Source organism: Streptomyces sp. NPDC048496, from assembly GCF_043200055.1.
GTDB lineage: Bacteria > Actinomycetota > Actinomycetes > Streptomycetales > Streptomycetaceae > Streptomyces.
This window is the reverse complement of sequence record NZ_JBICXB010000010.1, coordinates 109,761-134,421: the sequence shown is the minus strand read 5'-3', so window position 1 is coordinate 134,421 and position 24,661 is coordinate 109,761. Positions and strand designations below refer to the sequence as shown.

Here is a 24,661-nt window from a genome sequence, read left to right as displayed (position 1 = left end):
AGCTGCCCCGTGCGCGCCGGTTTCCCGATCCGTTCCTGTCCCTCCCCGCCCGTTCGCAAAAGGACCGAAGGACCAGACGACATGAGCTTCGACCGCAGGACCCGCATAGAGCAGATGCGCAACACCGACCGTGCACGCGACCGTCGCAACCGTGCCCTCGTCATAGGGCTGAGCGCCCTTGTCGTCGCTGGTCTGGTCGCTTTCGGCTCTTACGCGCTGCTGGACAGCTCCGAGGCCGCGGACAAGAGGGACGCCGTCGCGGCCGATGAAGCGACGCTGTCCGCGGCGGAGAAGAAGGTGCTGGCCGCCGAGCCGATCGAGGGGCTCAAGACGTGGGACGCGAAGAAGCTGACCCGCAACCACGTCACCAAGACGGTCACGTACCCGATGAAGCCTCCGGTCGGCGGTGACCACAGCCCCGTCTGGATGAATTGCGACGGCGAGGTATACAAAAAGGCGATCCCCGACATGAACGCCGTGCACTCGCTGGAGCACGGGTCGGTGTGGGTGACGTACACGGACAAGGCGTCGGCCGCCGACGTGACCGAGCTCGCGGCCCTGGTCGGGAAGACGCCGTACTCGCTGATGAGCCCGTACCAGGACCAGGCCGGCACGATCATGCTGAGTGCCTGGGGCAAGCAGGTCACCGTGGACAGCGCCGATGACCCACGGGTCGGCCGGTTCTTCGCCAAGTTCGTGCAGGGGGAACAGACCCCGGAGCCGGGTGCGGCGTGCACGGGCGGGCTGGGGTCCCAGTGACCGGTACGAAACAGTGGGTGGCCGGTTCCGCCGTCGCCCTCGCGCTGTTCGTCGCGGGGGTGGCGACGGTCGCCTCGGCGCGGGACGACACGGCGGACGCGAAGCAGCCCGGAGCGGCCGCCGCGGCCGTCCGGGTGCCCGGCCCGGACTCGGCCGACGCAGGGTTCGCCCGTGACATGGCGGTCCACCATCAGCAGGCCGTGGAGATGTCCTTCATCGTGCGTGACCGTACGCAGGACGAGGAGGTACGCCGTTTCGCGTACGACATCGCCAATACCCAGGCCAATCAGCGGGGCATGCTGCTCGGCTGGCTGGATCTGTGGGAGTTGCCGAAGGTGGCCGCCGGGCAGGAGCCGATGGGGTGGATGACGCCCCACGGTGGACACGGCACGCACGGTGATCACGGCATGGACGGCATGGACGGCATGGGGGACGCGGGCGGCTCGCACGGCGCCTTCACCTCGCATGACGGCGCCCTCATGCCCGGCATGGCCACCCGGACCGAACTCGACCGGCTCAGGAAGGCGAGCGGCAAGCAGGCCGAGATCCTGTTCCTGCAGCTGATGACCGACCACCACAAGGGCGGCGTCGCCATGGCGCACGGCTGCGCCGAGCTCTGCACGGTGAAGGCGGGGCAGCGGCTCGCCCGGGGCATGGTCGAGGCTCAGCAGTCCGAGCTGGACGCGATGGCGCAGATGCTGGCGGCGCGCGGGGCGAAGCCCAGGTCCTGAGGCATTCCGCCGGTTCCCGAAGCGGCATGGATGCACCCGAATGGGCGATAGCGGTCGCGTACCTCGAACGGGCCCATGACGATGGGTTCGCTCGGGGTCGGACCGCAGTGCCTATCGGCACCAGGAGGAATTCCTCATGACCACCGCCAAGGACATCATGCACACCGGGGCCCATTGGATCCCCGCGCACGAGACGCTCGACCGCGCCGCCCAGATGATGCGCGAACACAACGTCGGCGCCCTGCCGATCTCGGCCAGCGGCGAGAAGGACCGGATGGTCGGCATCCTCACGGACCGCGACATCGTGGTCGGCTGTGTGGCGATGGGCCACGATCCGTCGAAGGTGACCGCGGGTGAACTCGCCCAGGGAACGCCGCGCTGGATCGATGCGAACGCAGAGGTGAACGAGGTTCTGGAGGAGATGCAGAGCCACCGGATCCGCCGGCTCCCGGTGGTCGAGAACAAGGTGCTGATCGGCATGATCAGCGAGGCCGACCTCGCCCAGCACCTTTCCGAGGACCAGATCGCCGGCTGGGCGGAGAAGGTCTACGCCCGCGGCTGACCGGCGTTCGGCAGCGCGCCACCGCGGGCCCGGCACCCATGGCAACGGGGGGTGCCGGGCCCGCGTGCGAGGTATACCCAGCGGGGGTAGGGTGCCTGGCATGGGCCCGAAATGGAGTGCGATGTACGGACAGCTGTTGCTGTTTGCCGCGCTGCTGTTCGGGATCTTCACCCTGCACACCGTCGGGCATCCGGCGGAACACAGCGGCCATGGGGCCGTGGTGACGGCGGACCACGTGCAGGACCGGGGAGCTCAGGGGATACACCCGGCGAGCGTCATGACGGAGCCCTCGGTGGAGCACGCCTCCGTCCCGCCCCTGCCGATGGGCTACGGCACGGACCCGATGGCGGCCTGTCTCGCCGTGCTGGGCGCCTGGGGTCTCGCCCTGCTCGCCGGCCGGCTGATGGCGCTCCGGACCGCGGAGCATCTCCTCGTGGCCGCCGGAGCGCTGTTGTCGCGTGCGCTGCGGTCCGGCCCCTCGCCCGCGATGACGGTTCCCGGCCGGTTGTCGGCGCTTCGGATATAGGAGCGGGTCGCTCCGCATCCCTCCTTCAGCCCACGCCGACAGCATCAGAGGTGTTCCAGCCATGCCCACTCAGCCCACTCGACGCGCCGTGCTCGGCGCCGGAATCGCCATGGCCGGCACGGGAGTTCTGGCTGCCTGCTCCAGTGGTACGGCCCCGGAACAGCACGCCGCGAACCCGGGCCCCACGCATCACGACGCCATGAACCACAGCCAGTCGCCCGCATCGAGGAGCCGCGGAGAGTACATCTCTCCCGGCGACGCGGAGGTCGCGGCGGTCGAGGCGAAGCGAGGCTCCGGCCCCGTACGGAAGATCAACCTCACCGCCACCCCGGCCCGCCTCGATCTGGGTGGCGGGCTCACCGTCAGCTCCTGGTCCTTCGGGGACCGGCTGCCCGGCAAGGAAATCCGGATCACCGCGGGCGACACCTTGGCAGTCGCCTTCGCCAACCACCTGCCGACGTCGACCACCGTGCACTGGCACGGCCTCCATGTGCGCAACGACATGGACGGTGTTCCCGAGCTGACCCAGCCGGCCATCAAACCGGGCGCGGAGTTCACGTACCGCTTCGCGGTGCCGCAGTCGGGGACGTACTGGTTCCATCCGCACCAGGGCGTCCAGCAGGACCGCGGTCTGTACGGACCACTGATCATCGACAACCCGAAGGAGCCCCTGTCGTACGACAAGGAGTGGGTCGTCGTGCTCGACGACTGGGTCGACGGAGTGGAGGGTTCCACTCCGGAGGCGGTGCTCGCCGAGCTCAGCCACGGCATGGGTGGCATGGAACACGGGTCTTCCGGGGCCGATAATAAGCCCCGCTCCGGGTCCGGGCCCTCGCGGGTGCTGAGGGGCGCCCCGAGCGAACTGCTCGGCGGCGAAGCGGGCAATGTCGACTACCCGTACTACCTGATCAACGGCCGCGTCCCGAAGGACCCGACCACGTTCACCGCGAAGCCCGGCGACCGGATCCGGGTGCGCATCATCAACGCGGGCGGCGACACCCCGTTCCGCGTCGCGCTCGGCGGCCACCGGATGACCATCACCCACGCGGACGGCTTCCCGGTCCGGCACACCACGACGGACGCACTGCTGCTGGGCATGGGTGAGCGGTACGACGTGCTGGTCACCGCCGGGGACGGGGTGTTCCCGCTGACGGCGGTCGCCGAGGGCAAGAAGGCGTCGGCACTGGCCCTGCTCCGTACCGGCGGTGGCGCGGCGCCGGCCGCCTCCGTGCTGCCCGAGGAGCTGACCGGGCAGCTGGTGTCGGCCTTCGAGCTGAAACCGGACGAGTCGGTGGCGGTGGCCGCCCGCAAGCCCGACCGGACGATCCGGATCAAGATGACCGGCAGCATGAGGGCGTTCGACTGGGGCTTCGACCACAAGAATTACGACCCCGATCAGCGCCATCCGGTCAAGGCGGGCGAGCGGGTCCGGCTGGAGTTCTACAACATCACGGAGATGTGGCACCCGATCCACCTGCACGGGCACACGTTCTCCCTCGCGGGACGTGCGGGACCGCGCTCGGTGCTGGGCAGGGCTCCCGGGGCGCGCAAGGACACCGCGATCGTTCTGCCCCACAGGTCGGTGGCCGTGGAGCTCGACGCGGACAACCCGGGGCTGTGGATGCTCCACTGCCACAACGTCTACCACTCGAACATGAACATGATGACGGTCCTCGGCTACCGCCGCTGACCCGGTCCTGGCGGGCCGCGTCGGCCGCGGCAGCGGAAGTGCGGCCCGCAGGGACATCGCGTCAGAAAGACGATTACACTGAGGCGCGTGCCTCAACTACGCCTCGCACTGAATCAGATCGACTCGACCGTCGGTGACCTCGCCGGCAACGCCGAGGCGATCGTCCAATGGACCCGGCACTCCGCCGAACAGGGCGCCCACCTGGTGGCGTTCCCCGAGATGGTGCTGACCGGTTACCCCGTCGAGGACCTGGCCCTGCGGTCGTCCTTCGTCGAGGCGTCGCGGAACGCGCTGGGTGCGCTCGCCGCCCGCCTCGACGCGGAGGGCTTCGGGGAGCTGCCGGTCGTCGTCGGATACCTCGACCGTTCCGAGAAGGCCCAGCCGCGCTACGGCCAGCCTGCCGGCTCTCCGCAGAACGCCGCCGCGGTGCTGCACCGCGGGCGGGTCGCGCTGTCCTTCGCCAAGCACCACCTGCCCAACTACGGAGTCTTCGACGAGTTCCGGTACTTCGTGCCGGGCGATTCGATGCCCGTCGTACGGGTCCACGGTGTCGATGTGGCGCTCGCGATCTGCGAGGACCTCTGGCAGGACGGCGGCCGGGTGCCGGCCGCGCGCGCCGCCGGGGCCGGGCTGCTGCTGTCGATCAATGCCTCGCCGTACGAGCGGGACAAGGACGACACCCGGCTGGAACTGGTCCGCAAGCGGGCGCAGGAGGCCGGCTGCACCACCGCCTATCTGGCGATGATCGGCGGGCAGGACGAGCTGGTCTTCGACGGCGACTCGATCGTCGTCGACAAGGACGGCGACGTGATCGCCCGTGCCCCGCAGTTCGCCGAGGGCTGCGTCGTCCTCGACCTGGAGCTGCCCGCCGCGGCGCCCGAGGCGCCGTCCGGGGTGGTGAACGACGGACTGCGGATCGACCATGTGGTCCTCTCCGACAAGCCTCTCCCCGCCTACGAGGCGGAGTTGACCGGCGGCTACGCCGAGCGGCTCGACGACGACGAGGAGCTGTACTCGGCGCTGGTCGTGGGCCTGCGTGCGTACGCCGCCAAGAACGGCTTCAGCAGTGTGCTGATCGGGCTGTCCGGCGGGATCGACTCGGCGCTCGTCGCGGCCATCGCGTGCGATGCGCTGGGCGCGCAGAACGTGTACGGCATCTCGATGCCGTCGAAGTACTCCTCGGACCACTCCAAGGGCGACGCGGCGGAGCTGGCGCGCCGTACCGGGCTGAACTTCCGCACCGTATCGATCGAGCCGATGTTCGACGCGTACATGAAGTCGCTGGGGCTCACCGGTCTCGCCGAGGAGAACCTCCAGTCGCGACTTCGCGGCACGATGCTGATGGCCGTCTCCAACCAGGAGGGCCAGATCGTCCTCGCGCCGGGCAACAAGTCGGAGCTGGCGGTCGGCTACTCGACGCTGTACGGGGACTCCGTCGGCGCGTACGGGCCGATCAAGGACGTCTACAAGACGTCGATCTTCCGGCTGGCGAAGTGGCGCAACCGGGCCGCGGAGGAACGCGGCCAGACGCCGCCGATCCCGGAGGCGTCCATCACCAAGCCGCCCAGCGCCGAGCTGCGGCCCGACCAGGTCGACACGGACTCGCTGCCCGACTACGACGTGCTGGACCGGATCCTGGAACTGTACGTCGACCGGGACCTGGGGCTGGAGTCGATCGTCGCGGCCGGGTTCGACGAGACGCTGGTGACGAGGACGCTGCGGATGGTGGACACGGCGGAGTACAAGCGGCGGCAGTACCCGCCGGGCACGAAGATCTCCCCGAAGGGCTTCGGCAAGGACCGGCGGCTGCCGATCACCAATCGGTGGCGCGAGTCGGGCTGAAACCCGACGGCCGGGCGCCGGGCACGCCGGGTTCGGGCCCGCCCGGCGCCCGGCGTCGGCGCGGCTGCCGGACGGTCCCGGGAAGCACCCCGGTCCGGTCCGCTCCCCGCTCCACCACGGGCCGTCGTGGTGGAGCAGACTCCACCACCAAGACGGGAGTGGGCTTCCTTCTGTCCCGCCACGGACGCTTCTAGCGTCGTCGGCATGACCATTACCGCACCGCGGGCCCTTCCGCACCGCACCCGACTCCGTGGGCTGCTCACCTATCTGGCGATCGCCTACTTGGGCATGTGGGTGGCCATGTCACCCCTGCTGATCAAGGGCTTCCGTCGCACCGATGGCCGGGCAAGCCCCGGTGACCTGGAGAACCTGTGCATATCGGCGGCCATGATGGCTCCGGCCGTCGCCGCGATCGTGGTGGTGCGGTGGGTGGAGGGCGGCGGCGGGGTGCGCGATGTGCTCGCCCTGCGCTTCCCGAAACCGTGGTCCCACGCGGTGCGGTGGCTGCTGACGGCCGTCCTGGTCCCCGCCGGTCTCAGCGTCGTCACGCTCGCCATCGGCACGGCGGCGGGCGTCTATCCCTTCGCCGGTGCGAGCTGGAGCGGCACGACCGCCTGGGCCGGGACGGCGCTCGTGCAGATGCTGCTGGCCCTGCCGCTGTTCTTCGGTGAGGAGCTGGGCTGGCAGGGCTACCTGCTCCCCCGGCTGGCTTACGGGAAAGGGCGCACACGTCCGTTGACCGCCTATCTGGGCACGGGTTCCGCCTTCGCGCTCTGGCATCTGCCGACCCTGCTGATGGGCGGGCAGTATCCCGGTCAGCCCTGGTACGTCGCCGTGCCCGCCATGCTGGTGAGCTGCGGCCTCGCGCTGCCGGTGTTCACCTGGCTGCGACTGGCCTCCGGATCGGTGATCCCGGCGGTCGTCGGCCACGCCTTCGTCAGCACGGCCAGCATGAGCATGGTCAAGGAATTCGCCGAGCCGGACGCCCCGCTGAAGCCGCTGCAGATGAGCCTCGCGGGCTGGCCCGGCTGGATCGCCATGGCCGCCCTGGTCGTCTTCCTCGCCCGTACGGGCAGACTCGCCCTTCCCGACGCCCGACCCGCGCAGGACTGAGAGCCTGTCGGGTGACCTTCGATCGGAAAGCGGACGCGGTCTGGTGCGTGCGATTCCAAGGCGCTGGAAGCTCCTCGGATGGGGTCTCCCCTGCTCGAACGAAGCTGAGAGCTTGGGGAAAGAGCTACTAGGGCATTTCGGCAACGCGGGAAGCGTGCGTGCCAGGGCGTGGCCGCCCGATCAGAGGTCACCCGACAGGCTCTGAGGCCCCCGGGCCGTGCCCGGCCGGTCCGGGCCCGGAGGCAACCGGACCGCTGTGTCACAGTTCGACGCGGGCGGCGATCGCTGCCGATCACCATCGGTGGCGCGGGTCGGGGTGAGCGGCGACATCCCTCGCGTCTACCGGGAGTGAATCCATGGGATGTCGCGTTTGCTCAGGAACCACTCCGCCGGGGACGTGGGCCCGTCGGTGCCGTGCTGGTGGATGTAGGCGTCGCGGCGTATGCGGTCAGGATCGAAGCCGAGCGCCCCGAGCCGCGTCTCGACAGCGCGCACCATGCCCGAGGGTCCGCTGACGTAGACCTGGCGGCCAGGTCGGTTACGGGCGTACTCACCGACCTGTCGCAGCAGTTCGGCGTCGGCGTCCTCCGGTTCCCCGCCCTCCGGTGGCAGCGCCGCTGTGACGTCCAGCCAGTCGTACGTCTTGGCCAGCCGCTCCAGGCCGTCGAGGTCGTAGACCTCGCGCTCGGTGCGGGCGCCGAGGATGAGCCTCACTTCGCCCGGCCGGGGCAGGGCCGCGGCCGCCTCGATGATCGCCTTCACCGGCGCCCAGCCGGTACCCCCGGCCACGCACAGCAGACCATGACCGGAATCGGGCGGCAGGGTCATGCTGCCGGTCGCGGGGCCGAGACGGACGCTGCCTCCGGAGCGGACCCGGTCCACCAGTGCGGTGCTCAGTCGGCCGCGCTCGATGCGGCGCACATGGAATTCCAGGGTGCCGTCGATGCGCGGAGCGTTGGCGATCGAGTACGGGCGCCAGACCTGGGGCACCTCGGGCACGGTCAGCGCGGCGTGCTGACCGGCCTCGAAGGGATAGGGAAGGTGCGGGCGCACCGTGAGAACCGCGATGTCATCGGTGCGCAGCTCGTGGTGGACGACCTCCGCGTCCCACCAGCGGGGCGTCGACGCGGGGACCTCTTCGGCCGCAGCGATCATCACTTGCGAGATGAGGCCGTAGGCCGCGACCCACGCCTCCTCGATCTCCTGCGTCCAGGCATCGCCGGCAAACACCTTCAGCGTCGCGATGAGGCTGGCGCCCACGGCCGGGTAGTGCTCGGGACGGGTATCGAACTTGCGGTGGTCGAAGCCGAGGGGGCGCAGGTACGCCACGAGGGCTTCGGGGTCCGCGGCGTTCTTGGCTGCCGCGGTGAGGGCGGCGAAGAGCCGGTCCTGCTGCTCGTCCATCTGCTCCGGGAACATGTGGCGGACGCCAGGGTTGTGGTGAAACAGGTGGGCGTAGAAGTACTTGCTCAGCTGATCCGCACGCCGTTCGACGACAGAGAAGCTCCACTCGATGAGTGCAGTATTTATGGACACGGGTGGCAATAATATCCGCGACCCCCACGCCCCCTTCGCACCCCGCGCAAGCCCCCGACGGGGCAGATCTCAGAGTTCGACGCGGGCGGCGATCGGGAGGTGGTCGCTGCCCGTCGCCGGGAGCGTCCACGACGACATCGGCTCGACCCCCTTCACCATGATCTGGTCGATCCGGGCCATCGGGGACGACGCCGGCCAGCTGAAGCCGAAGCCGTCGCCGGCCGCGCCCTGGGTGGACCGCATCTGCGAGGTGACCTCGTTGAGCGAGCGGTCGTTCATCGTGCCGTTGAGGTCACCGAGCAGGATCACCTTGCCGAGGCGTTCGTGGGCGATGGCCTCGCCCAGGGCGTCCGCGCTTTCGTCGCGCTGGTTGGCGGTGAATCCGGCGTGCAGCTTGACCCGTACGGACGGCATATGGGCCACATAGACGGCGACCTCACCCTTGGGCGTCGTCACCGTGGAACGCATCGCCCGGGTCCAGCCCATCTTGATGTCGACCGGCCGGGTGGCGCTCATCGGGTACTTGCTCCACAGGCCGACGGTTCCCTGCACCGAGTGGTACGGGAAGCGGTCGGCGAGCGCCGCCTCGTACGTCGGCACCTGGCCGCTCGGCAGCTCCTGCAGGGCGATGATGTCGGCGCCGGAGCCCGCGACCTTCCGGGCGGTGCCCGTGGGGTCGGGGTTGTCGGCGTTGACGTTGTGGGTGGCCACGGTGAGGTCGCCGCCACTGCCCGACTTGTCGGTGAGCAGCCCGCCGAAGAGGTTGAGCCAGACCACGACCGGCAGCAGCAGGGCGATCAGCGCGGTCGCCGAGCGACGCACCAGGCCCAGGATCATCAGCAGCGGGACGAACACGCCGATCCACGGCAGGAACGTCTCGCTGAGGCTGCCGAGGTTGCCGATGGTGTTCGGGATATCCGCGTGGAACACCATCACGAGGGTGAGCAGTACCGCGCAGGCGGCGAGGACGATGCCGCGCCGCCACATCCCGTTGTCACTGGTCCATCTGTCGCGCAGGTTCCGGAAGCGGGACCCGGTGCGCTGCGGTCCCGCGCTGCCGTTCCCGGTGTCCGCCCTGTACGCCTGCACCATTGCGCTGTCCTCACTGCTTCGCCGTACCCATCGCCGCGCTCCCCGACCCTAGGCGATGAGCGACGTCTTTCCTGCCGTCCAGGACGGCCGTACTGCCACGAGGACGAAGGACGCGGTCCGGCGAGTTCCGGCCGGAGGGATCTTGTGGTGCGTTGTGACACAACGCTCACACTCGGGCAGAGCCGGGCGTGTCATGCCTGGCCTGCGCTTTTGCCGGACGGAAGGGTGGCGGGGGCGGTTGTCCGGGCGGGGACCGGGGTGGTGTCGGGAGCCCGGCGCGGCGCCAGGCCCTCGACCAGCGTGCGGATGATCCGTTCGGCGAGGTCCTCCGGCAGTGGCGCGTCGGGCCGGTGAACGGTCCGTACGAGCATGGGACCGACGAACAGGTCGTCCATCAGCTCCACGTCCAGGTCCGCCCGGAGTTCGCCCGCTTCGACCGCCCGCCGCACGGCCGCCACCATCGCGGCCCGGCGCGGTGCTGTCACCGTGCACTGGTACTCGGCCCACAGCTTGGGGTGGCTCTTCATCTGCGCGAAGACGTTGTGGAGGAGAACCGAGGTGCGCTGGGCGAGTCCGCGCCTGCGCAGCGACTCCAGCATCACGCGGAGGTCGCTGAGCCCGGCGGTGCCGGAGATCTTCGGTTCCGGGGGTTCGATGTCGCGCAGCACATCGACGAAGAGCTCTTCCTTGCCGCTCCAGCGCCGGTAGATGGTGGCCTTGCCGACGCCTGCGGTCCGGGCGATGCGCTCGATGGACAGCCCGGCGAGCGGTTCGCCGGCCTCCAGGAGTTCGACGACGGCGTCCAGGATCGCCCGCTCCGCCGCCGCACTGCGCGGTCGGCCGCGCCGCGGTTCCCGGTCCTCGTCCTGCGCCTGCACCTGGCTCCACCTCTTCGCCGCGCCCGTACGGTCCCTGTCCCGATTCTCACCGACCGGGCGGTGTCCTGCTCCCCGCCCCGGTCGGCCCGGTGTGTCCGGGGTGACCGGGGCGGGGCTTGTCAGCCGTCCGGGCCCGTGGCCGTCATGGTGTCATCGGCGCGCGCCCGCGGGCACGGCCCGGTCGTCGTCGCCCTGTTCGGACCGCTGCCCGGCGGGCGGCTTGCCCGGCAGGAAGATTCCGACCACGAGCGCACCGATCAGGGCGACGCACGCGGAGCCGAGTGCGGTGACGTGCATGGCGCTGACGAACGCGTCGTTGGCCGCGCCGACCAGCGGAGCGCCCGCCGGACCGAGCTTCTCCGCGATGCCGAGGGTCGCCTCGATCGACTCCCCCGCCGCGCCCCTGGCCGCGGCCGGGAGCGTACCGAGGTGGCCCTCGATGTCACCGCGGTAGACGGTGGACAGCACGGAGCCCAGGACGGCGATCCCGAGCGCCCCGCCGACCTGCCGGAACGTGTTGTTGATCGCCGATCCGGAACCGGCCTTCTCGCGCGGCAGCGCCTGCATCACGGCAACGGTGACGGGCGGCATGACATGTGCCATGCCAGTGCCCTGGACGAAGAAGACCAGACACATCACCCAGACGGGTGTAGTGGCGTCGAAGAGTGCGAACGCCGACAGTCCGACCGCGACCAGCAGCATGCCGACGGTGCACACCGCACGGGAGCCGAACCGCTCGACGACCAGCCGGGCGCGCGGCGCGAAGATCATCTGCGCGGCGGCCAGCGGCACGATCAGGAGTCCGGACTGCAGGGCGCTGTAGCCGCGCACGCTCTGCAGGTAGAAGGCGGAGAAGAAGGTCACGCCCATCAGCGCGAAGAAGACCAGCGCCACAGCGGCGACGGCGGCGGAGAACGCGCCGTTCTTGAAGTACGTGATGTCGATGGCCGGGTGGCTGCTGCGCTTCTCGTGCCAGACGAATCCGGCCAGGACGACGAGACCGCCGATGATCGAGAGGAGCACGACGGCGTCGCCGAAGTCGGCAAGTTCGCCGCCGCGGATGATGCCGAACACCAGCAGGACCAGACCGACGATGGAGAGGAGGACGCCGAGCGGGTCGATCCGGCCCGGCTTCGGGTCCCGGGAGTCCGGCACCAGCACCGCCATCGCGATCAGCGCGATGACGACGACGGGCACGTTGACCAGGAAGATCGACCCCCACCAGAAGTGTTCGAGCAGCAGTCCGCCGGTGATCGGGCCGATGGCGATGCCCAGGCCGACGCTGCCGGCCCAGATGCCGATCGCCTTGGGCTGCTCGTCGCGCTCGAAGACGTTCATCAGGATCGGATCACCCAACGGCGGCGGTGGATCGCCTCGGGAACACGGGGCACGGCGGCCGGGGGGCCGGAGGGTATCGACATGGCGGCGAGCGTATCTCATTTCGATACGAGACCGTCTCGTATTGGAAAGTCTTTGCCCAGTCGTGCCCACTTCCCGTGGACGGCCCGGGATGCCACCATGGACGGGATCCGGGGACGCCGTCAGGGCGCCTCGAGATGACGAAGGAGCCGTTGACAATGACGCTTCAGGCTGCGCAGAACCAGCCCGCAACCCCCGCGGGGGTTCCCACCGACAGCAGCAAGGCGCTGTACGGAGGCAAGAGCACTCGCCGCATCACCGTCCACGACATCGCCGCCGCCACCGAGCGCGGCGAGAAGTGGCCCATGCTCACCGCCTACGACGCGATGACCGCGTCCGTCTTCGACGAGGCCGGCATCCCGGTCATGCTCGTCGGCGACTCCATGGGCAACTGTCACCTCGGCTACGAAACCACCGTGCCCGTCACGATGGACGAGATCGCCATCCTCTCCGCCGCCGTCGTACGGGGCACCAAGCGCGCCCTCATCGTCGGCGACCTGCCCTTCGGGGCGTACCAGGAAGGGCCCGTCCAGGCCCTGCGCAACGCCACCCGGCTGGTCAAGGAGTCCGGCGTCGGGGCGGTCAAGCTGGAGGGCGGCGAGCGGTCGCTCCCCCAGACCGAGCTGCTCGTCTCGGCCGGCATCCCGGTCATGTCGCACCTCGGCCTGACGCCGCAGTCCGTGAACACCATGGGCTACCGGGTGCAGGGCCGCAGCGACGAGGCCGCCCACCGGCTGATCAGGGACGCCAAGGCGGCACAGGACGCGGGGGCGTTCGCCGTCGTCCTGGAGCTCGTACCGGCCGAGGTCGCCGCCGAGATCACCCGCAGTCTGCACATCCCGACCGTCGGCATCGGCGCCGGTCCCGACACCGACGCCCAGGTGCTGGTCTACACCGACATGGTGGGGCTGACCGGCGGTAAGGTGCCGCGCTTCACCAAGCAGTACGCGAACATGCGCAAGGTGCTCGGTGACGCGGCGAAGGAGTTCGCGGACGAGGTCGTCGGCGGCACGTTCCCGCAGCCGGAGCACACCTTCCACTAGGGCCTTCCCAGGGCCTTCCCAGGGCGTTCCGAACAAGAGGCCCCAGGACATGCCCGGTCCCCTCCGGGGGATCACCGGTCACTGCCCGCACAACGACGGCCCGCCGGCTTCCCCCATCGGCGGGCTGTCGGCGTGTGCCGGCCACTGCAGGCGTTCTGCAGGCGGCCCTGTCGGCAGGATGTCGGTGGGCTGTCGGTGGCGGGTGGTCCCATGGTGGACATGACGCGAATCGACAAGAACCCCAGGAGCGGCGGCAACGCCGTCGAGGTGCGGGGGCTGGTCAAGCACTACGGCTCGACCAAGGCTCTGGACGGCGTGGACCTCGACGTGCGCGAGGGCACCGTCCTCGGTGTGCTCGGCCCCAACGGCGCCGGCAAGACCACCCTCGTACGCTGCCTGTCCACGCTGATCGTTCCCGATGCCGGACACGCCACCGTGGCCGGCTACGACGTGGTGAAGCAGCCGCGGCAGCTGCGCCGCATCATCGGCCTGACCGGCCAGTACGCCTCGGTCGACGAGAAGCTCTCCGGCTGGGAGAACCTCTACATGATCGGGCGTCTGCTCGATCTGCCGCGCAAGACCGCCCGGTCCCGGGCCGACGAGCTCCTGGAGCGGTTCTCGCTGACCGACGCGGCCAAGCGTGCCGCGATGGACTACTCCGGCGGCATGCGGCGCCGGCTCGACCTGGCCGCCTCGATGATCGGCAGCCCGGCCGTCCTCTATCTGGACGAGCCGACGACGGGGCTCGACCCCCGGACCCGCAATGAGGTCTGGGACGAGGTGCAGCGGATGGTCGCGGAGGGGGCGACCGTCCTGCTCACCACCCAGTACATGGAAGAGGCCGAGCAGCTCGCCAATGAACTCACCGTCATCGACAAGGGCAGGATCATCGCCAGTGGCGGGGTGAACGAGCTCAAGGCGAAGGTCGGCGGCCGCACCCTGCAGATCCGGCCCTCGGACCCGGCGCAGCTGCCCGCGATGGCGCAGGCGCTCAGGGAGGCCGGACTCGACGGGGTCGCGGGCGCGCAGGCCGTCCCGGACGAGGGACTGCTGTACGTACCGATCCTCAGCGACGAACAGCTGACCGCCGTCATCGGCCTGCTCGGCACCCGGGGCTTCTCGCTGGCGCACGTCGCCACCGCGCTGCCCAGCCTGGACGAGGTCTTCCTGGCCATCACCGGCGAGAAGAGTTCTTCCGTCACCGACACGATCCCCGAGGAGGTCGCGGCATGAGTACGACGACTCTGAAACCCGCCCCCGCCGATGCCACCGCTTCCCCTCGGCCGAGGGCGGCCGGCGGCGAGGGCCGGATCGGGCTGCGCGGCAACATGCGGCACATCGGGGCGCTGATGCGGCGCAATCTGCTCCAGATCAAGAAGGATCCGGAGTCGATGTTCGATGTGCTCCTGATGCCGGTCATCTTCATCCTGTTGTTCGTGTACGTCTTCGGCGGGTCCGTCGGCGCGAGCCTGGGCGGCGACCGGCAGACGTACATCAACTACGTGGTGCCCGGCCTGATGGCGATGATGGGCATGAACATCGCCATGGCGGTCGGCACCGGTGTCAACGACGACTTCCGAAAGGGAGTCATGGACCGGTTCCGGACGATGCCGATCGCCCGCTCCTCGGTCCTCATCGCGAAGATCCTGGTCGAGCTGGCCCGGATGATGGTCGCCACGGCGATCCTGCTGGGCATGGGCTTTCTGCTCGGCATGGAGCTGAAGACCTCGGTGTTCGGTCTGCTCGGAGCGGTCGGTCTGTCGGCGGCGTTCGGCGCCGCCATCATGTGGATCTTCATCCTGCTCGGACTGTCGCTGCCGACGGCCCAGGCGGTTCAGGGAATGGGGATGCTGGTGCTCCTTCCGATGCAGTTCGGCTCTTCGATCTTCGCCCCGACCGCGACGATGCCCGGCTGGCTCCAGGCGTTCACCGACTACAACCCGCTGTCCAATCTGGCGGACGCGGCACGCGGGCTGATGATGGGCGGACCGGTCGCCCACTCGGTGTGGCTGACGCTCGGCTGGGCCGCGGCCATCACCCTGGTGACGGCGCCGCTCGCGGTCGCCAAGTTCCGCAAGAGGACCTGACGCGGCCCTCCGGTTCACTCCCGGTACGCGTCGACCAGGGCGACGGCCTCCTCCAGTACGAGGCCGTCGCCCTCGGCGTATGCGGAGTCGTACGCGGCCTCGCCGAGGACCGTCGAGGCCAGGGCCTTTGCCCGCGCCAAGTTGTCCCGCTCCATCGACGTCGGCACATGTCCGGCCGGCAGCAGTCGCGAGCCCGCGCCCAGCAGCCGTGCGGCGAGCCCGGCCGCCCGTTCGTCGCCGAGTCCGGCCAGGGCCCTGGCCACGGTGACGAGATGGATGACGGCCATCTGCGGCGCGACCATCTGCGAGAGCCGGTCACCGGACCGGGCCAGCGCCGTCCTGCCGCGGGCCAGCGCGTCGGCGTACAGTCCCTCCTGGTTGTCCAGCCAGGCCATGCCTCCCAGCACGAAGCCGTCGAAGATGGCCATGGTCTCCGAGCGGAAGTGGTCGCGCAGGGCGAGCATCTGCTCGCGGGCCTCGGCCGTCCGGCCCGAGCGGCCCAGCCACATGGCGAGAAAGAGCCGGGCTATGAGCATCGCCTCGTGGCCCGCCTGTGGTCCCTGGGTGAGCACGTCCCGCAGGATCCGTTCGCCCTCCGCGCCGCGGTCGAGCTCGGTGAGCACCGAGGCGTAGCGGGTACGGAGCACCGCCACCTGGGACTGCGCGCCGAGCTTCTCGGCATAGCCGATCGCGGCCAGGAAGTCCTCGGCCGCGCGGGCGTATTCGCCGCGCCGCTCGTTCGCCTCGCCCCGCGAGGAGAGTGATTCGGCGGCGCCCCAGTCGTCGCCGAGCCGGCTGAAGATCTCCAGGCTCTCGTCGGCGTCGATGCGCGCCTCGTCCGACCAACTGGGGCGGTTGGCCAGCACATTGGCACGCATCTGGAGCGCGGCGGCCAGTTCCCAGTCGTAGCCCAGCTCGCGGCAGGAGCGGACCGTCTCGTCCAGCAGCTCGCGCAGCTCGCCCATGTCCCCGGTGAGCATGACCGCGAAGAACCAGAGCGATGCCGGAGCGCGGCAGGTCTGCGGCTGGCCCGCGTGATACGTGTCGGCGATGACCCGGAGCCGTGCCATGCTCGCCTCGTTGGTCCATTCGTCCATGGCGTGATCCATGCTGACCAGCTGGACCAGCGCCACCTCGCGCCTGGCCTCCTGGAGCAGTTCCGACGACATGGGCGGCGGCGCGTCGGTGCAGCGTTCGTGGATCGACGGTGCGGGGGTGGCGGGTGAGGTGAAGGGGTCGGGGCCCAGCGCGGCGGCGGCGTCCGCCCACTGCAGGGCGTCCGCCCGCAGGTTGCGCATCTGCCAGTACAAGGAGAGCGAGAGCACCATGCAGAGCGCCTCCTGCTCGTCGCGGGCGGCGACGGCGTGGCGCAGCGCGGTGCGCAGATTCTCGTACTCACGTTGCAGGAGGTCGATGGCGGCCCGCTGTCCGGCGCCCCGGAGTTCGGGGTCGGTGGTACGGGCCAGTTCCCGGAAGTGCACCAGGTGGTGCCGCTCGGCGGTGGCCCGCTCCCCGGCCTCGTCGAGCCGCTCGGCGGCGTACTCGCCGACGGTCTCCAGCAACCGGTAGCGCATTTCGCCGTCGTCGGCGGGTGCGGCGACGACGAGGGACTTGTCGACGAGTGAGCCGAGCAGTCCGGCGACCTCGCGCGCGTCCTGCGACCCGTCCGCGCAGACCGCTTCGGCCGCACCGAGCGTGCAGCCGCCGGCGAAGACCGACAGCCTGCGCAGGACGGCGCGTTCGGACGGGTCGAGAAGATCCCAGGACCAGTCGACGACGGCACGCAGCGTCTGCTGGCGCGGCAGCACGGTACGGGCCCCGCTGGTCAGCAGGCGGAACCGGTCGTCGAGCCGGTCGGCGATCTGGCGCGGGCTGAGCATGCGCAGCCGGGCCGCGGCGAGTTCGATGGCGAGCGGCAGTCCGTCGAGCCGGCGGCAGATCTCGGCGGCGGCCGCCGCGGTCTCCTCGTCCGCGTCGGTCCGGAACCCCGGCTTCGCGGCGACGCCGCGGTCGGCGAGCAGACGCAGCGCCATCGGGTCGGGCAGCGGGTCGACGGGGCGGACGAACTCGCCGGGTACGCCGAGTGGTTCGCGACTGGTCGCCAGGACGGTGAGGTCCGGGCAGTGGGCGAGCAGATGGTCGGCGAGCGCGGCGGCGGCCTCGATGACGTGCTCGCAGTTGTCGAGGAGGAGGAGCATGCTGCGCCGGGAGCAGTGCTCGGTGAGCCGGACGAGCGGGTCGCCCGCGCCGCGCTCGGCGGCCCGGAGCTCTTCGGCACCGGCGCCGCGCAGCACGGTCTCGCGGGCACCGAGCGCGGTCAGTACGGCTTCGGGCACGGATTCCGGGTCGTCGACGGGGGCGAGCTCGGCCAGCCAGACACCGTCCGGCCAGGCGGGCGCGACGGATTCGGCTGCCTCCTGGGAGAGCCGGGTCTTGCCCGCGCCGCCGGGCCCGAGAAGGGTGACGAGCCGGGCCTGCGCGAGGTCGTCACGGAGGGCGACGATGTCGTCCTCGCGCCCGACGAAGCTGGTGAGCCTGGCGCGCAGGTTGCCGTGGGCGTGGAGGGCGGGGGTGCGGGCCGGTTCCGTCACGGGGACCTGAGCGGGCGCCCGGCCCGGGGCAGGCGTCCGGTCCGCGGCACCGTCCGGCACCTGTCCCGGCGTCCGGTTCGGCGGTCTGCGCACCGGCTCCTGGCGGATTAACTCCGCGTGCAGTGCGCGCAGTTCGGGGCCCGGGTCGGCGCCGAGGCGCTCGGCGAGCACGGTGCGCACCTCCTCGTACGCCGCCAGCGCCTGCGCCGTACGTCCGGCGTCCCGCAGCGCCCGCAGCCGCAGCGCCTGGAGCGCTTCGTCCATCGGGTGGTCCGCGCAGAGCGCGACCAGTTCGGGCAGGACCTCATCGGCCCGGCCCAGCGCCAGCGACGCGGTCAGCCTGGCGCGGCGGGCGTCCATGCGGCGGGCCGTCCAGCGGGCGGCGGCGGCGCCCCGGTCCGGCAGATCGGCGAGAACCGGTCCGCGCCAGAGTGCGAGGGCGTCGTCGAGGACCGCCACGGCCTTCGCCGGATCGCCCTCCTCCAGTGCGCGCGTACCGTCCCCGGCGAGCCGCCCGAAGCGGTGCAGGTCGACCGCGTCCGGGTCGGCGGCGAGCCGGTAGCCGCTCTCCGCCGAGGTGATCGCCCCATGGCCGAGGACACGGCGGAGCCGGCCGACGAGCGCCTGCAGGGCACCGACCGCGTCGGCGGGCGGATCGCCGTCCCACACCTCGTCGACGAGGACGGTGGCCGGGACGGTACGGCCGGGGCGCAGCGCGAGAACGGTCAGCAGGGCGCGCAGCCGCGCCCCACCGATGACGACGGCCGTACCGTCGTCGTGGAGTGCCTGTGTGGTGCCGAGGATGCTGTAGCGCACGCGCCTATTCTCCTTGACTGCTCCCCTGTCCGAGGGAGGTCTCGCTCCGCGGTGCGCGCAGTCCGTGTGGTGCGCGCCCTGCTCGCCGTGTCCCCACCCTGTCCGGAACCACCGCGTCGGCGCGAGACGTTTCCTCCGTGCCACCGGTACGGTCGGGGCTCGCGCCTGCTCCGACGCACTCCCCGCACCCAGCCACCTGGAGTCCGCTGATGACCACTGCAGCAGCCCGGAGCGACCGGCGGGTCAGCCCGGTCTTTCTCGGGATCGTCGCCGTCATGGCGGTATCGGGCTGGGCGGTGTGGACGGACTTCGGGTATCCCCCGGGGCTCGCGGTCTTCCTCTTCGTCACGGCGGCGTGGGTCGTCTCGCTCTGTCTGCACGAGTACGCGCACGCCCGCACCGCGCTGCACAGCGGGGACATCTCGATCGGGGAGAAGGGCTATCTCACGCTCAACCCGCTCGCCTACACGCACGCGCTGCTGAGCATCGTGCTGCCGGTACTGTTCGTGATCATGGGTGGGATCGGCCTGCCCGGTGGCGCGGTCTTCATCGAGCGGGGCCGGATCAGCGGCCGCTGGAAGCACAGCGTGATCTCGGCGGCGGGCCCGCTGATGAACGTACTGTTCGCGCTCGTCTGCACGGCGCCGTTCTGGCTGCACGCCCTGGACGGGGTCCCGAGGGAGTTCCGGTACGCGCTGGCGTTCCTGGCACTGCTCCAGGTCACCGCGGCGATCCTGAACTTCCTGCCGGTCCCCGGCCTGGACGGGTACGGGGTGATCGAGCCCTGGTTGTCGTACCGGATCCGCCGCCAGGTGGAGCCGTTCGCACAGTTCGGACTGATCGCGGTCTTCGGCGTGCTGTGGATCCCGGAGATCAACCACGTGTTCTTCGACGCGATCCACAGCCTGCTGCGGTCACTGGGCGTGAGTGAGTTCAGGACGTACTGCGGACGCGACGCCTACCAGTTCTGGAGCACGGCGAATCCGGACTGCGCCGTCGACAGGCCCTGAGGGCTGTCCCCCGAGGACAGCCCTCAGCCCGCGGTCCCGGCGCGCTGCTTGCGCAGGTAGTACCACGCCATGTTGGACGAGAGCCCGGCCATCAGCACCCAGACGATCCCGAGCCAGCTGCCCTGGACGAAGGAGGCCACGGCCGCACCGACGGCGAGGACGCAGACAGCGAGGGCGTAGAGAGCGAGGCGGGGCATGGGGGGCAGCTCCTGTCCGGGGGCGGTGCACGGTCCCGTCCAGTGTCCCTCATGCCCCGTTCCGCTCTCCGCGGGGTGCGGCCGTGGGCGTCCGCCGGCTCAGACGTCGGTGGTACGCAGGCCCGCGTGCGCCTTGTAGCGGCGGTTGACCGAGATCAGGTTGGCGACGAGCGATTCGACCTGGTGGGCGCCCCGCAGCCGGCCCGCGAAGATGCCGCGCATGCCGGGGATCCGGCCGGCGAGCGCCTGGACGAGGTCGGTGTCGGCGCGGGCCTCGCCCAGCACCAGCACATCGGTGTCGATCTCCTCGATCGCCTCGTCCTGGAGCAGTACCGCCGAGAGGTGGTGGAAGGCGGCGGTGACCCGGGAACCGGGCAGCAGGGCGGCGGCCTGCTCGGCGGCGCTGCCCTCCTCGGGCTTCAGGGCGTACGCGCCCTGCTTGTCGAAGCCGAGCGGGTTGACACAGTCGATGACGAGCTTCCCGGCGAGCTCCTCGCGCAGCGACTCCAGGGTCTTGGCGTGGCCTTCCCACGGCACGGCGACGATCACGACGTCGCTGCGCCGGGCGCAGTCGGCGTTGTCCGCGCCCTCGACGCCGAGGCCCAGCTCGTCGGCGGCGGCCCGGGCGCGGTCGGCGACGCGCGAGCCGATGATCACCTTCTGCCCGGCGCGGGCGAACCGGTAGGCGAGCCCGCGGCCCTGCGGACCGGTGCCGCCGAGCACACCGACGGTCAGCCCGGATACGTCGGGAAGGTCCCAGGGGTCCTTGGCAGGGGGCTTGGGCGCGCTGCCACTGTCGTTCGTAGTCATGGCGCCGACATTACTGCCCGCTCGGGAAGGGAAGGCCAGGTCGACCTCCTGCGACATCCGTCACTCGGGGGAGGCCGTCAGGGCCCCGTTCGGCTGGTTCGGGGGCGACGGTGCTGTCGCTGGACGACGGCGACCCGGAGGTGGGAGGACTGGCCCATGAGACGCTCGCGGTGACCGGCACCGACGATGTGGACCTGGACACCGTGCAGCATCTGGTGAGCGCGGCGGCCGGCGAGAACAGCGCCCCGGCGCCGCGCGGTCGGCGCGGCTTCCGGGACCGGCTGTCCCGGCTCGCCGACCAGCTGACCGCGCCGCCGCCACCGAGGTGGTGAAGGGCCGCGCACCGCGGCCAAAACCGGTTGCAGGCGGCACGTACGGCACCGGACCATGACCCTTCGTGACCTCCGCCTCCGCCCTGCCCGCCCGGCTCTCCGCGCTGCTGCCCGACCTCTCGCCCTGGCGGTCCTCGGCCGACTTCCGACTGCTGTGGGTCCAGGGCCTGATCACCTACTTCGGCAGCTTCATGGCGCTGATCGCGCTGCCGCTCCAGATCAAGGAGCTCACCGGTTCGCCGCTCGCCGTCGGCGCGATGGGTGCGGTCGAGCTGGTGCCGCTGGTCGTCTTCGGTCTGTACGGCGGGGCACTGGCCGACTCCGCGGACCGCCGCAAGGTGATCCTGGGCACCGAGGCGGGGCTGGGGCTGCTCGCCGTCGTCCTCCTGGCGAATGCCGCGCTGCCCGACCCCGCGCTCTGGCCGCTCTATCTCGTCGCGGGCGGCGTCTCCGCGCTCGCCGGGCTGCAGCGGCCCGCGCTGGACTCGCTGATGGCCAGGATCGTGCCGCACGACCAGCTCACAGCGGCCGCCGCGCTGAACTCGCTGCGCTGGCAGTTCGGCGCGATCACGGGCCCGGCGGTGGCCGGTCTGGTGGTGGCCTATGCCGGGCACGCCACGGCGTACGCGGTCACGGTGGTCACGTTCGCCCTCTCCGTGCTGCTGTGTCTGCGGCTGGCGCCCGCACCGCCCGCCGAGCACGCGCGGAAGCCGTCGCTGCGCGGGATCGCGGAGGGCGCGCGGTACGCGTGGAGCCGGCCGGTGCTGCTGGGGACGTACGCGATCGATCTGGCCGCGATGTTCTTCGCCTTCCCGAACACGATCTTCCCGTTCCTCGCGGACGAGCTGCACGCCGAGTGGTCGCTGGGGCTGATGTACGCGGCGGGGTCGGTCGGGTCCCTGGTGCTGGGGCTGACGAGCGGCTGGACCTCACGGGTGCGGCGGCACGGGCTGTTCGTGGTCTTCGGTGCGGCCGCCTGGGGGCTGGCGATCGCCGCGGCAGGATGGTTCAGCAATGTGTGGCTGGTGCTGGGCTGCCTGGCGGCGGCGGGCGCGGGCGACATGCTCAGCGGGCTCGGCCGCTCCACGATCTGGAACCAGACCATCCCGGAGGAGTTGCGCGGGCGGCTGGCGGGCATCGAGGTGCTGTCGTACAGCGTCGGGCCGCAACTGGGTCAGGTGCGGGCGGGCGCGATGGCGGGCTGGACGGGCACCCGCTCGGCGATCTGGTCGGGCGGGGTGGCGTGCGTGGCCTCGGTCGCGCTGCTGGCGGCGGCGCTGCCGAAGCTGCTCACGTACGACTCCGGGACGGACGAGGACGCCGAACGGCGGCGGCAGGCGAAAGCATCCGGTCACCCGGCGTCCGGACAGTCAAGCCCCTCCGGCGCGTGAGAAACGGCGTCCGGGGCGGAGCCCCGGGGCCGGGCCTACGCGTCGGCCTCCGGGGGCTTGGAGCGGTCGTGCCATTTGGGGTCGTTCTCCCACTCCAGGTTCCGCTCCTGCGCCGTCTCCATGGCGTGCCGGGCCTCCTCGGGCGAGGTGTACGGCCCGAACCGGTCCTTCGCCGGGCACTCCGGACCTTCCTCGACCTTCTTGTGCTCCAGGCAGTAGTACCACTCGCCCGGCTTGCCGACCGTGCGCTTCTTGAACAGGGCCATCATCGACTCCTTTCCTCGGGGCCATGCTGCCCCAAGCACGCTGGTTAGACTCGCTGATATGTCTGGCCAGTCGCTCCTCGTACCAGGGGAGATCACTCCCATCCGTTCCGTACCCGGAAACATCCGGCGCCCCGAGTACGTGGGCAAGCCCGCTCCCACCCCGTACACCGGCCCGGAGATCCAGGACGCCGACACCGTCGAGCGCATGCGCATCGCGGGGCGGATCGCCGCGCAGGCGATGGCGGAGGCCGCGAAGCACATCGCCCCGGGTGTGACGACGGACGAACTCGACCGGGTCGCCCACGAGTTCATGTGCGATCACGGCGCCTACCCGTCGACGCTCGGCTACCGCGGCTTCCCCAAGTCGCTCTGCTCGTCGCTCAACGAGGTCATCTGCCACGGCATCCCGGACTCCACGGTGCTGCGCGACGGCGACATCGTGAACCTCGACGTCACCGCGTACATCAACGGTGTGCACGGCGACAACAACGCCACCTACCTCTGCGGCGATGTGGACGACGAGTCCCGGCTGCTCGTGGAGCGCACCGAGGAATCCCTGAACCGGGCCATCAAGGCGGTCCGCCCCGGGCGCCAGATCAATGTGATAGGACGGGTCATCGAGTCGTACGCCAAGCGCTTCGGGTACGGCGTGGTCCGGGACTTCACCGGGCACGGGATCAATTCCTCGTTCCACTCCGGCCTGATCATTCCGCACTACGACAGCCCGCACGCGACCACCGTGATGCAGCCCGGCATGACCTTCACCATCGAGCCGATGCTGACGCTCGGGACGCACCAGTACGACATGTGGGACGACGGCTGGACCGTGGTGACGAAGGACCGCAAGCGCACCGCCCAGTTCGAGCACACGCTGGTGGTGACGGAGACGGGCGCGGAGATCCTCACCCTTCCGTAGCCCTCGTACGCGATCTTTCCCGCCGGGCGGCGGTGTTCCGGGAGCTGGGAGAGGCGTTCCCGCCCAGCGCGCGGCGACCCGGAGGTCTGCGTTCTCCCGCCCGGCAGACGTGAGCGGCCTGAGCTCCTCCAAGTCCCGGCCAGGATCCGCCGGACGCTCAGAGCCTGTCGGGTGACCTCTGATCGGGCGGCCACGCCCTGGCACGCACGCTTCCCGCGTTGCCAAAATGCCCTAGTAGCTCCGCTACAAGGCCATCCCAGCGCCTTGGAATCGCACGCACCAGACCGCGTCCGCTTTCCGATCGAAGGTCACCCGACAGGCTCTCAGCCGCGGGTGGACAGCAGGACGCGGCCCCCGATCTCCACCGTGCCGTCCGGTGCGGGTGCGGTGAGGATCTGGGAGCCGCACCCCTGGGTGATGTTGAGGGCGCGGCCCAGCTGCGCGCTGAGCAGCAGCGCCGCGGCGCCCGTCGCTTCGTCCTCCACGATCCGGTCGTCGCGCCGCGGGAACGCCCGCGCCCTGACCCGCCCCGCCGCCTCGTCCTCCCACGCCCAGACGTAGAGCCAGCCCTCCCCGGGCGGCGGTCCGGTCAGCGCCTCGACCTCGGTGACGGATGCGTAGCGCTCCAGCGTGCGCGGCGGCGCCCACTCGGGGCGTGCGGTGATCCAGGTGAACTCACCGTCCTGGCGGGCGAAGATCTCCCCGACCGGCAGTTCCAGAATCTCCAGATCGAGCAGCCAGGCGGTGCCGACGAGCGGATGCCCGGCAAAGGGCAGCCGGAGTCCCGGCGTGTAGATGTCGATGTGCCCCCGCTCGGGGTCGTCGACGAACACGGTCTCGCTGAAACCGAGTTGTCCGGCGAGCGCCTGCCGGGACGCCTCGTCGGGGTACGCACTCCCGTCGCGTACGACCCCGAGGGCGTTGCCGTGCCGGCCGTCGGGGCCGCAGAACACCCGCAGTACGTCGATGCCCGCGGGTACGTCGAAGTCATTCACGTGCGCATTCAAGCACCGCGCAGGCGCCGGCCGCGTCGCAGGGCCGGACCGGCAGGCTG

General features: G+C 70.7%; 22 protein-coding genes and 1 pseudogene. 14 read left to right on the top strand and 9 right to left on the bottom strand.

Going from position 1 to position 24,661, the window contains the following annotated elements; all coding sequences use genetic code 11:
* Nucleotides 1-81: 81 nt before the first annotated feature.
* From ACGFSA_RS13625 to ACGFSA_RS13595, 7 genes are all read left to right on the top strand, one after another.
* Nucleotides 82-759: a DUF3105 domain-containing protein gene (locus ACGFSA_RS13625; protein ID WP_393303686.1), complete on the top strand. Its 678-nt coding sequence runs from the start codon at nucleotides 82-84 to the stop codon at nucleotides 757-759.
* A gap of 17 nt (nucleotides 760-776) precedes the next feature.
* The gene (locus ACGFSA_RS13620) at nucleotides 777-1,490 is read left to right on the top strand and encodes a DUF305 domain-containing protein (RefSeq protein ID WP_393303684.1); all 714 of its coding nucleotides are present in this window, start codon (nucleotides 777-779) and stop codon (nucleotides 1,488-1,490) included.
* 136 nt (nucleotides 1,491-1,626) lie between these two features.
* Nucleotides 1,627-2,052 (top strand): CBS domain-containing protein, encoded by a 426-nt coding sequence (locus ACGFSA_RS13615; protein ID WP_393303682.1) that lies wholly within the window; start codon nucleotides 1,627-1,629, stop codon nucleotides 2,050-2,052.
* Between the two features lie 100 nt (nucleotides 2,053-2,152).
* Nucleotides 2,153-2,578, top strand: coding sequence for a hypothetical protein (locus tag ACGFSA_RS13610; RefSeq protein ID WP_393303680.1), 426 nt, complete (start codon nucleotides 2,153-2,155; stop codon nucleotides 2,576-2,578).
* 61 nt (nucleotides 2,579-2,639) lie between these two features.
* Nucleotides 2,640-4,268: a multicopper oxidase family protein gene (locus tag ACGFSA_RS13605; RefSeq protein ID WP_393303678.1), complete on the top strand. Its 1,629-nt coding sequence runs from the start codon at nucleotides 2,640-2,642 to the stop codon at nucleotides 4,266-4,268.
* Nucleotides 4,269-4,355: 87 nt separating this feature from the next.
* Entirely contained in the window at nucleotides 4,356-6,110 is a 1,755-nt protein-coding gene (locus ACGFSA_RS13600) for an NAD+ synthase (RefSeq protein WP_393303676.1), read from the top strand.
* Nucleotides 6,111-6,314: 204 nt separating this feature from the next.
* Nucleotides 6,315-7,223: a type II CAAX prenyl endopeptidase Rce1 family protein gene (locus ACGFSA_RS13595; protein WP_393303674.1), complete on the top strand. Its 909-nt coding sequence runs from the start codon at nucleotides 6,315-6,317 to the stop codon at nucleotides 7,221-7,223.
* A 339-nt stretch (nucleotides 7,224-7,562) separates the two neighbouring features.
* Here the strand turns inward: ACGFSA_RS13595 and ACGFSA_RS13590 are convergent, their stop codons facing one another.
* The 4 genes from ACGFSA_RS13590 to ACGFSA_RS13575 all read right to left on the bottom strand — a co-directional run bounded on the left by ACGFSA_RS13590 (nucleotide 7,563) and on the right by ACGFSA_RS13575 (nucleotide 12,169).
* A complete protein-coding gene (locus ACGFSA_RS13590; protein ID WP_393303672.1) occupies nucleotides 7,563-8,759 on the bottom strand; it encodes a globin domain-containing protein in 1,197 nt (398 codons plus the stop codon).
* Between the two features lie 69 nt (nucleotides 8,760-8,828).
* The gene (locus tag ACGFSA_RS13585) at nucleotides 8,829-9,746 is read right to left on the bottom strand and encodes an endonuclease/exonuclease/phosphatase family protein (RefSeq protein ID WP_393303758.1); all 918 of its coding nucleotides are present in this window, start codon (nucleotides 9,744-9,746) and stop codon (nucleotides 8,829-8,831) included.
* Between the two features lie 296 nt (nucleotides 9,747-10,042).
* Nucleotides 10,043-10,729, bottom strand: coding sequence for a TetR/AcrR family transcriptional regulator (locus ACGFSA_RS13580; RefSeq protein ID WP_393303670.1), 687 nt, complete (start codon nucleotides 10,727-10,729; stop codon nucleotides 10,043-10,045).
* Nucleotides 10,730-10,879: 150 nt separating this feature from the next.
* On the bottom strand, nucleotides 10,880-12,169 hold the full coding sequence (locus ACGFSA_RS13575; protein ID WP_393303668.1) for an MFS transporter: 1,290 nt from the start codon (nucleotides 12,167-12,169) through the stop codon (nucleotides 10,880-10,882).
* Nucleotides 12,170-12,306: 137 nt separating this feature from the next.
* Here ACGFSA_RS13575 and panB point away from each other — a divergent pair, with 137 nt between their 5' ends.
* The 3 genes from panB (at nucleotide 12,307) to ACGFSA_RS13560 (ending at nucleotide 15,278) form a co-directional block, all read left to right on the top strand.
* Nucleotides 12,307-13,191 (top strand): 3-methyl-2-oxobutanoate hydroxymethyltransferase, encoded by an 885-nt coding sequence (gene panB, locus ACGFSA_RS13570; RefSeq protein ID WP_393303666.1) that lies wholly within the window; start codon nucleotides 12,307-12,309, stop codon nucleotides 13,189-13,191.
* Nucleotides 13,192-13,401: 210 nt separating this feature from the next.
* On the top strand, nucleotides 13,402-14,424 hold the full coding sequence (locus tag ACGFSA_RS13565; RefSeq protein WP_393303664.1) for an ATP-binding cassette domain-containing protein: 1,023 nt from the start codon (nucleotides 13,402-13,404) through the stop codon (nucleotides 14,422-14,424).
* Complete coding sequence (locus tag ACGFSA_RS13560) at nucleotides 14,421-15,278, top strand: ABC transporter permease (RefSeq protein ID WP_393303662.1); 858 nt, start codon at nucleotides 14,421-14,423, stop codon at nucleotides 15,276-15,278. The genes ACGFSA_RS13565 and ACGFSA_RS13560 overlap by 4 nt, the downstream gene beginning before the upstream one ends.
* 14 nt (nucleotides 15,279-15,292) lie before the next feature.
* On the opposite strand, the gene ACGFSA_RS13555 is transcribed toward ACGFSA_RS13560, so the two are convergent.
* Nucleotides 15,293-18,685 carry a BTAD domain-containing putative transcriptional regulator gene (locus tag ACGFSA_RS13555; RefSeq protein WP_393303660.1) on the bottom strand — a complete coding sequence of 1,131 codons (3,393 nt, stop codon included), beginning with the start codon at nucleotides 18,683-18,685 and terminating at the stop codon, nucleotides 15,293-15,295.
* Nucleotides 18,686-18,894: 209 nt separating this feature from the next.
* Between ACGFSA_RS13555 and ACGFSA_RS13550 the strand changes: the two genes are divergently transcribed.
* The gene (locus ACGFSA_RS13550) at nucleotides 18,895-19,695 is read left to right on the top strand and encodes a site-2 protease family protein (RefSeq protein ID WP_393303658.1); all 801 of its coding nucleotides are present in this window, start codon (nucleotides 18,895-18,897) and stop codon (nucleotides 19,693-19,695) included.
* A gap of 23 nt (nucleotides 19,696-19,718) precedes the next feature.
* Here ACGFSA_RS13550 and ACGFSA_RS13545 read toward each other — a convergent pair whose 3' ends face one another.
* Nucleotides 19,719-19,892: a hypothetical protein gene (locus ACGFSA_RS13545; protein ID WP_266986310.1), complete on the bottom strand. Its 174-nt coding sequence runs from the start codon at nucleotides 19,890-19,892 to the stop codon at nucleotides 19,719-19,721.
* Between the two features lie 99 nt (nucleotides 19,893-19,991).
* Nucleotides 19,992-20,702 (bottom strand): NADPH-dependent F420 reductase, encoded by a 711-nt coding sequence (gene npdG / locus ACGFSA_RS13540; protein WP_393303655.1) that lies wholly within the window; start codon nucleotides 20,700-20,702, stop codon nucleotides 19,992-19,994.
* A 98-nt stretch (nucleotides 20,703-20,800) separates the two neighbouring features.
* Here npdG and ACGFSA_RS13535 point away from each other — a divergent pair.
* Both ACGFSA_RS13535 and ACGFSA_RS13530 read left to right on the top strand, forming a co-directional pair.
* Nucleotides 20,801-21,034: pseudogene (locus ACGFSA_RS13535) on the top strand (hypothetical protein); the annotation flags it as partial.
* Nucleotides 21,035-21,099: 65 nt separating this feature from the next.
* Nucleotides 21,100-22,425, top strand: coding sequence for an MFS transporter (locus ACGFSA_RS13530; RefSeq protein ID WP_393303653.1), 1,326 nt, complete (start codon nucleotides 21,100-21,102; stop codon nucleotides 22,423-22,425).
* A 35-nt stretch (nucleotides 22,426-22,460) separates the two neighbouring features.
* On the opposite strand, the gene ACGFSA_RS13525 is transcribed toward ACGFSA_RS13530, so the two are convergent.
* Complete coding sequence (locus ACGFSA_RS13525; RefSeq protein WP_393303756.1) at nucleotides 22,461-22,691, bottom strand: hypothetical protein; 231 nt, start codon at nucleotides 22,689-22,691, stop codon at nucleotides 22,461-22,463.
* Between the two features lie 58 nt (nucleotides 22,692-22,749).
* Between ACGFSA_RS13525 and map the strand changes: the two genes are divergently transcribed.
* Nucleotides 22,750-23,607: a type I methionyl aminopeptidase gene (gene map / locus ACGFSA_RS13520; protein WP_393303651.1), complete on the top strand. Its 858-nt coding sequence runs from the start codon at nucleotides 22,750-22,752 to the stop codon at nucleotides 23,605-23,607.
* 323 nt (nucleotides 23,608-23,930) lie between these two features.
* On the opposite strand, the gene ACGFSA_RS13515 is transcribed toward map, so the two are convergent.
* Nucleotides 23,931-24,602 carry a PhzF family phenazine biosynthesis protein gene (locus ACGFSA_RS13515; RefSeq protein ID WP_393303649.1) on the bottom strand — a complete coding sequence of 224 codons (672 nt, stop codon included), beginning with the start codon at nucleotides 24,600-24,602 and terminating at the stop codon, nucleotides 23,931-23,933.
* Nucleotides 24,603-24,661: the final 59 nt, after the last annotated feature.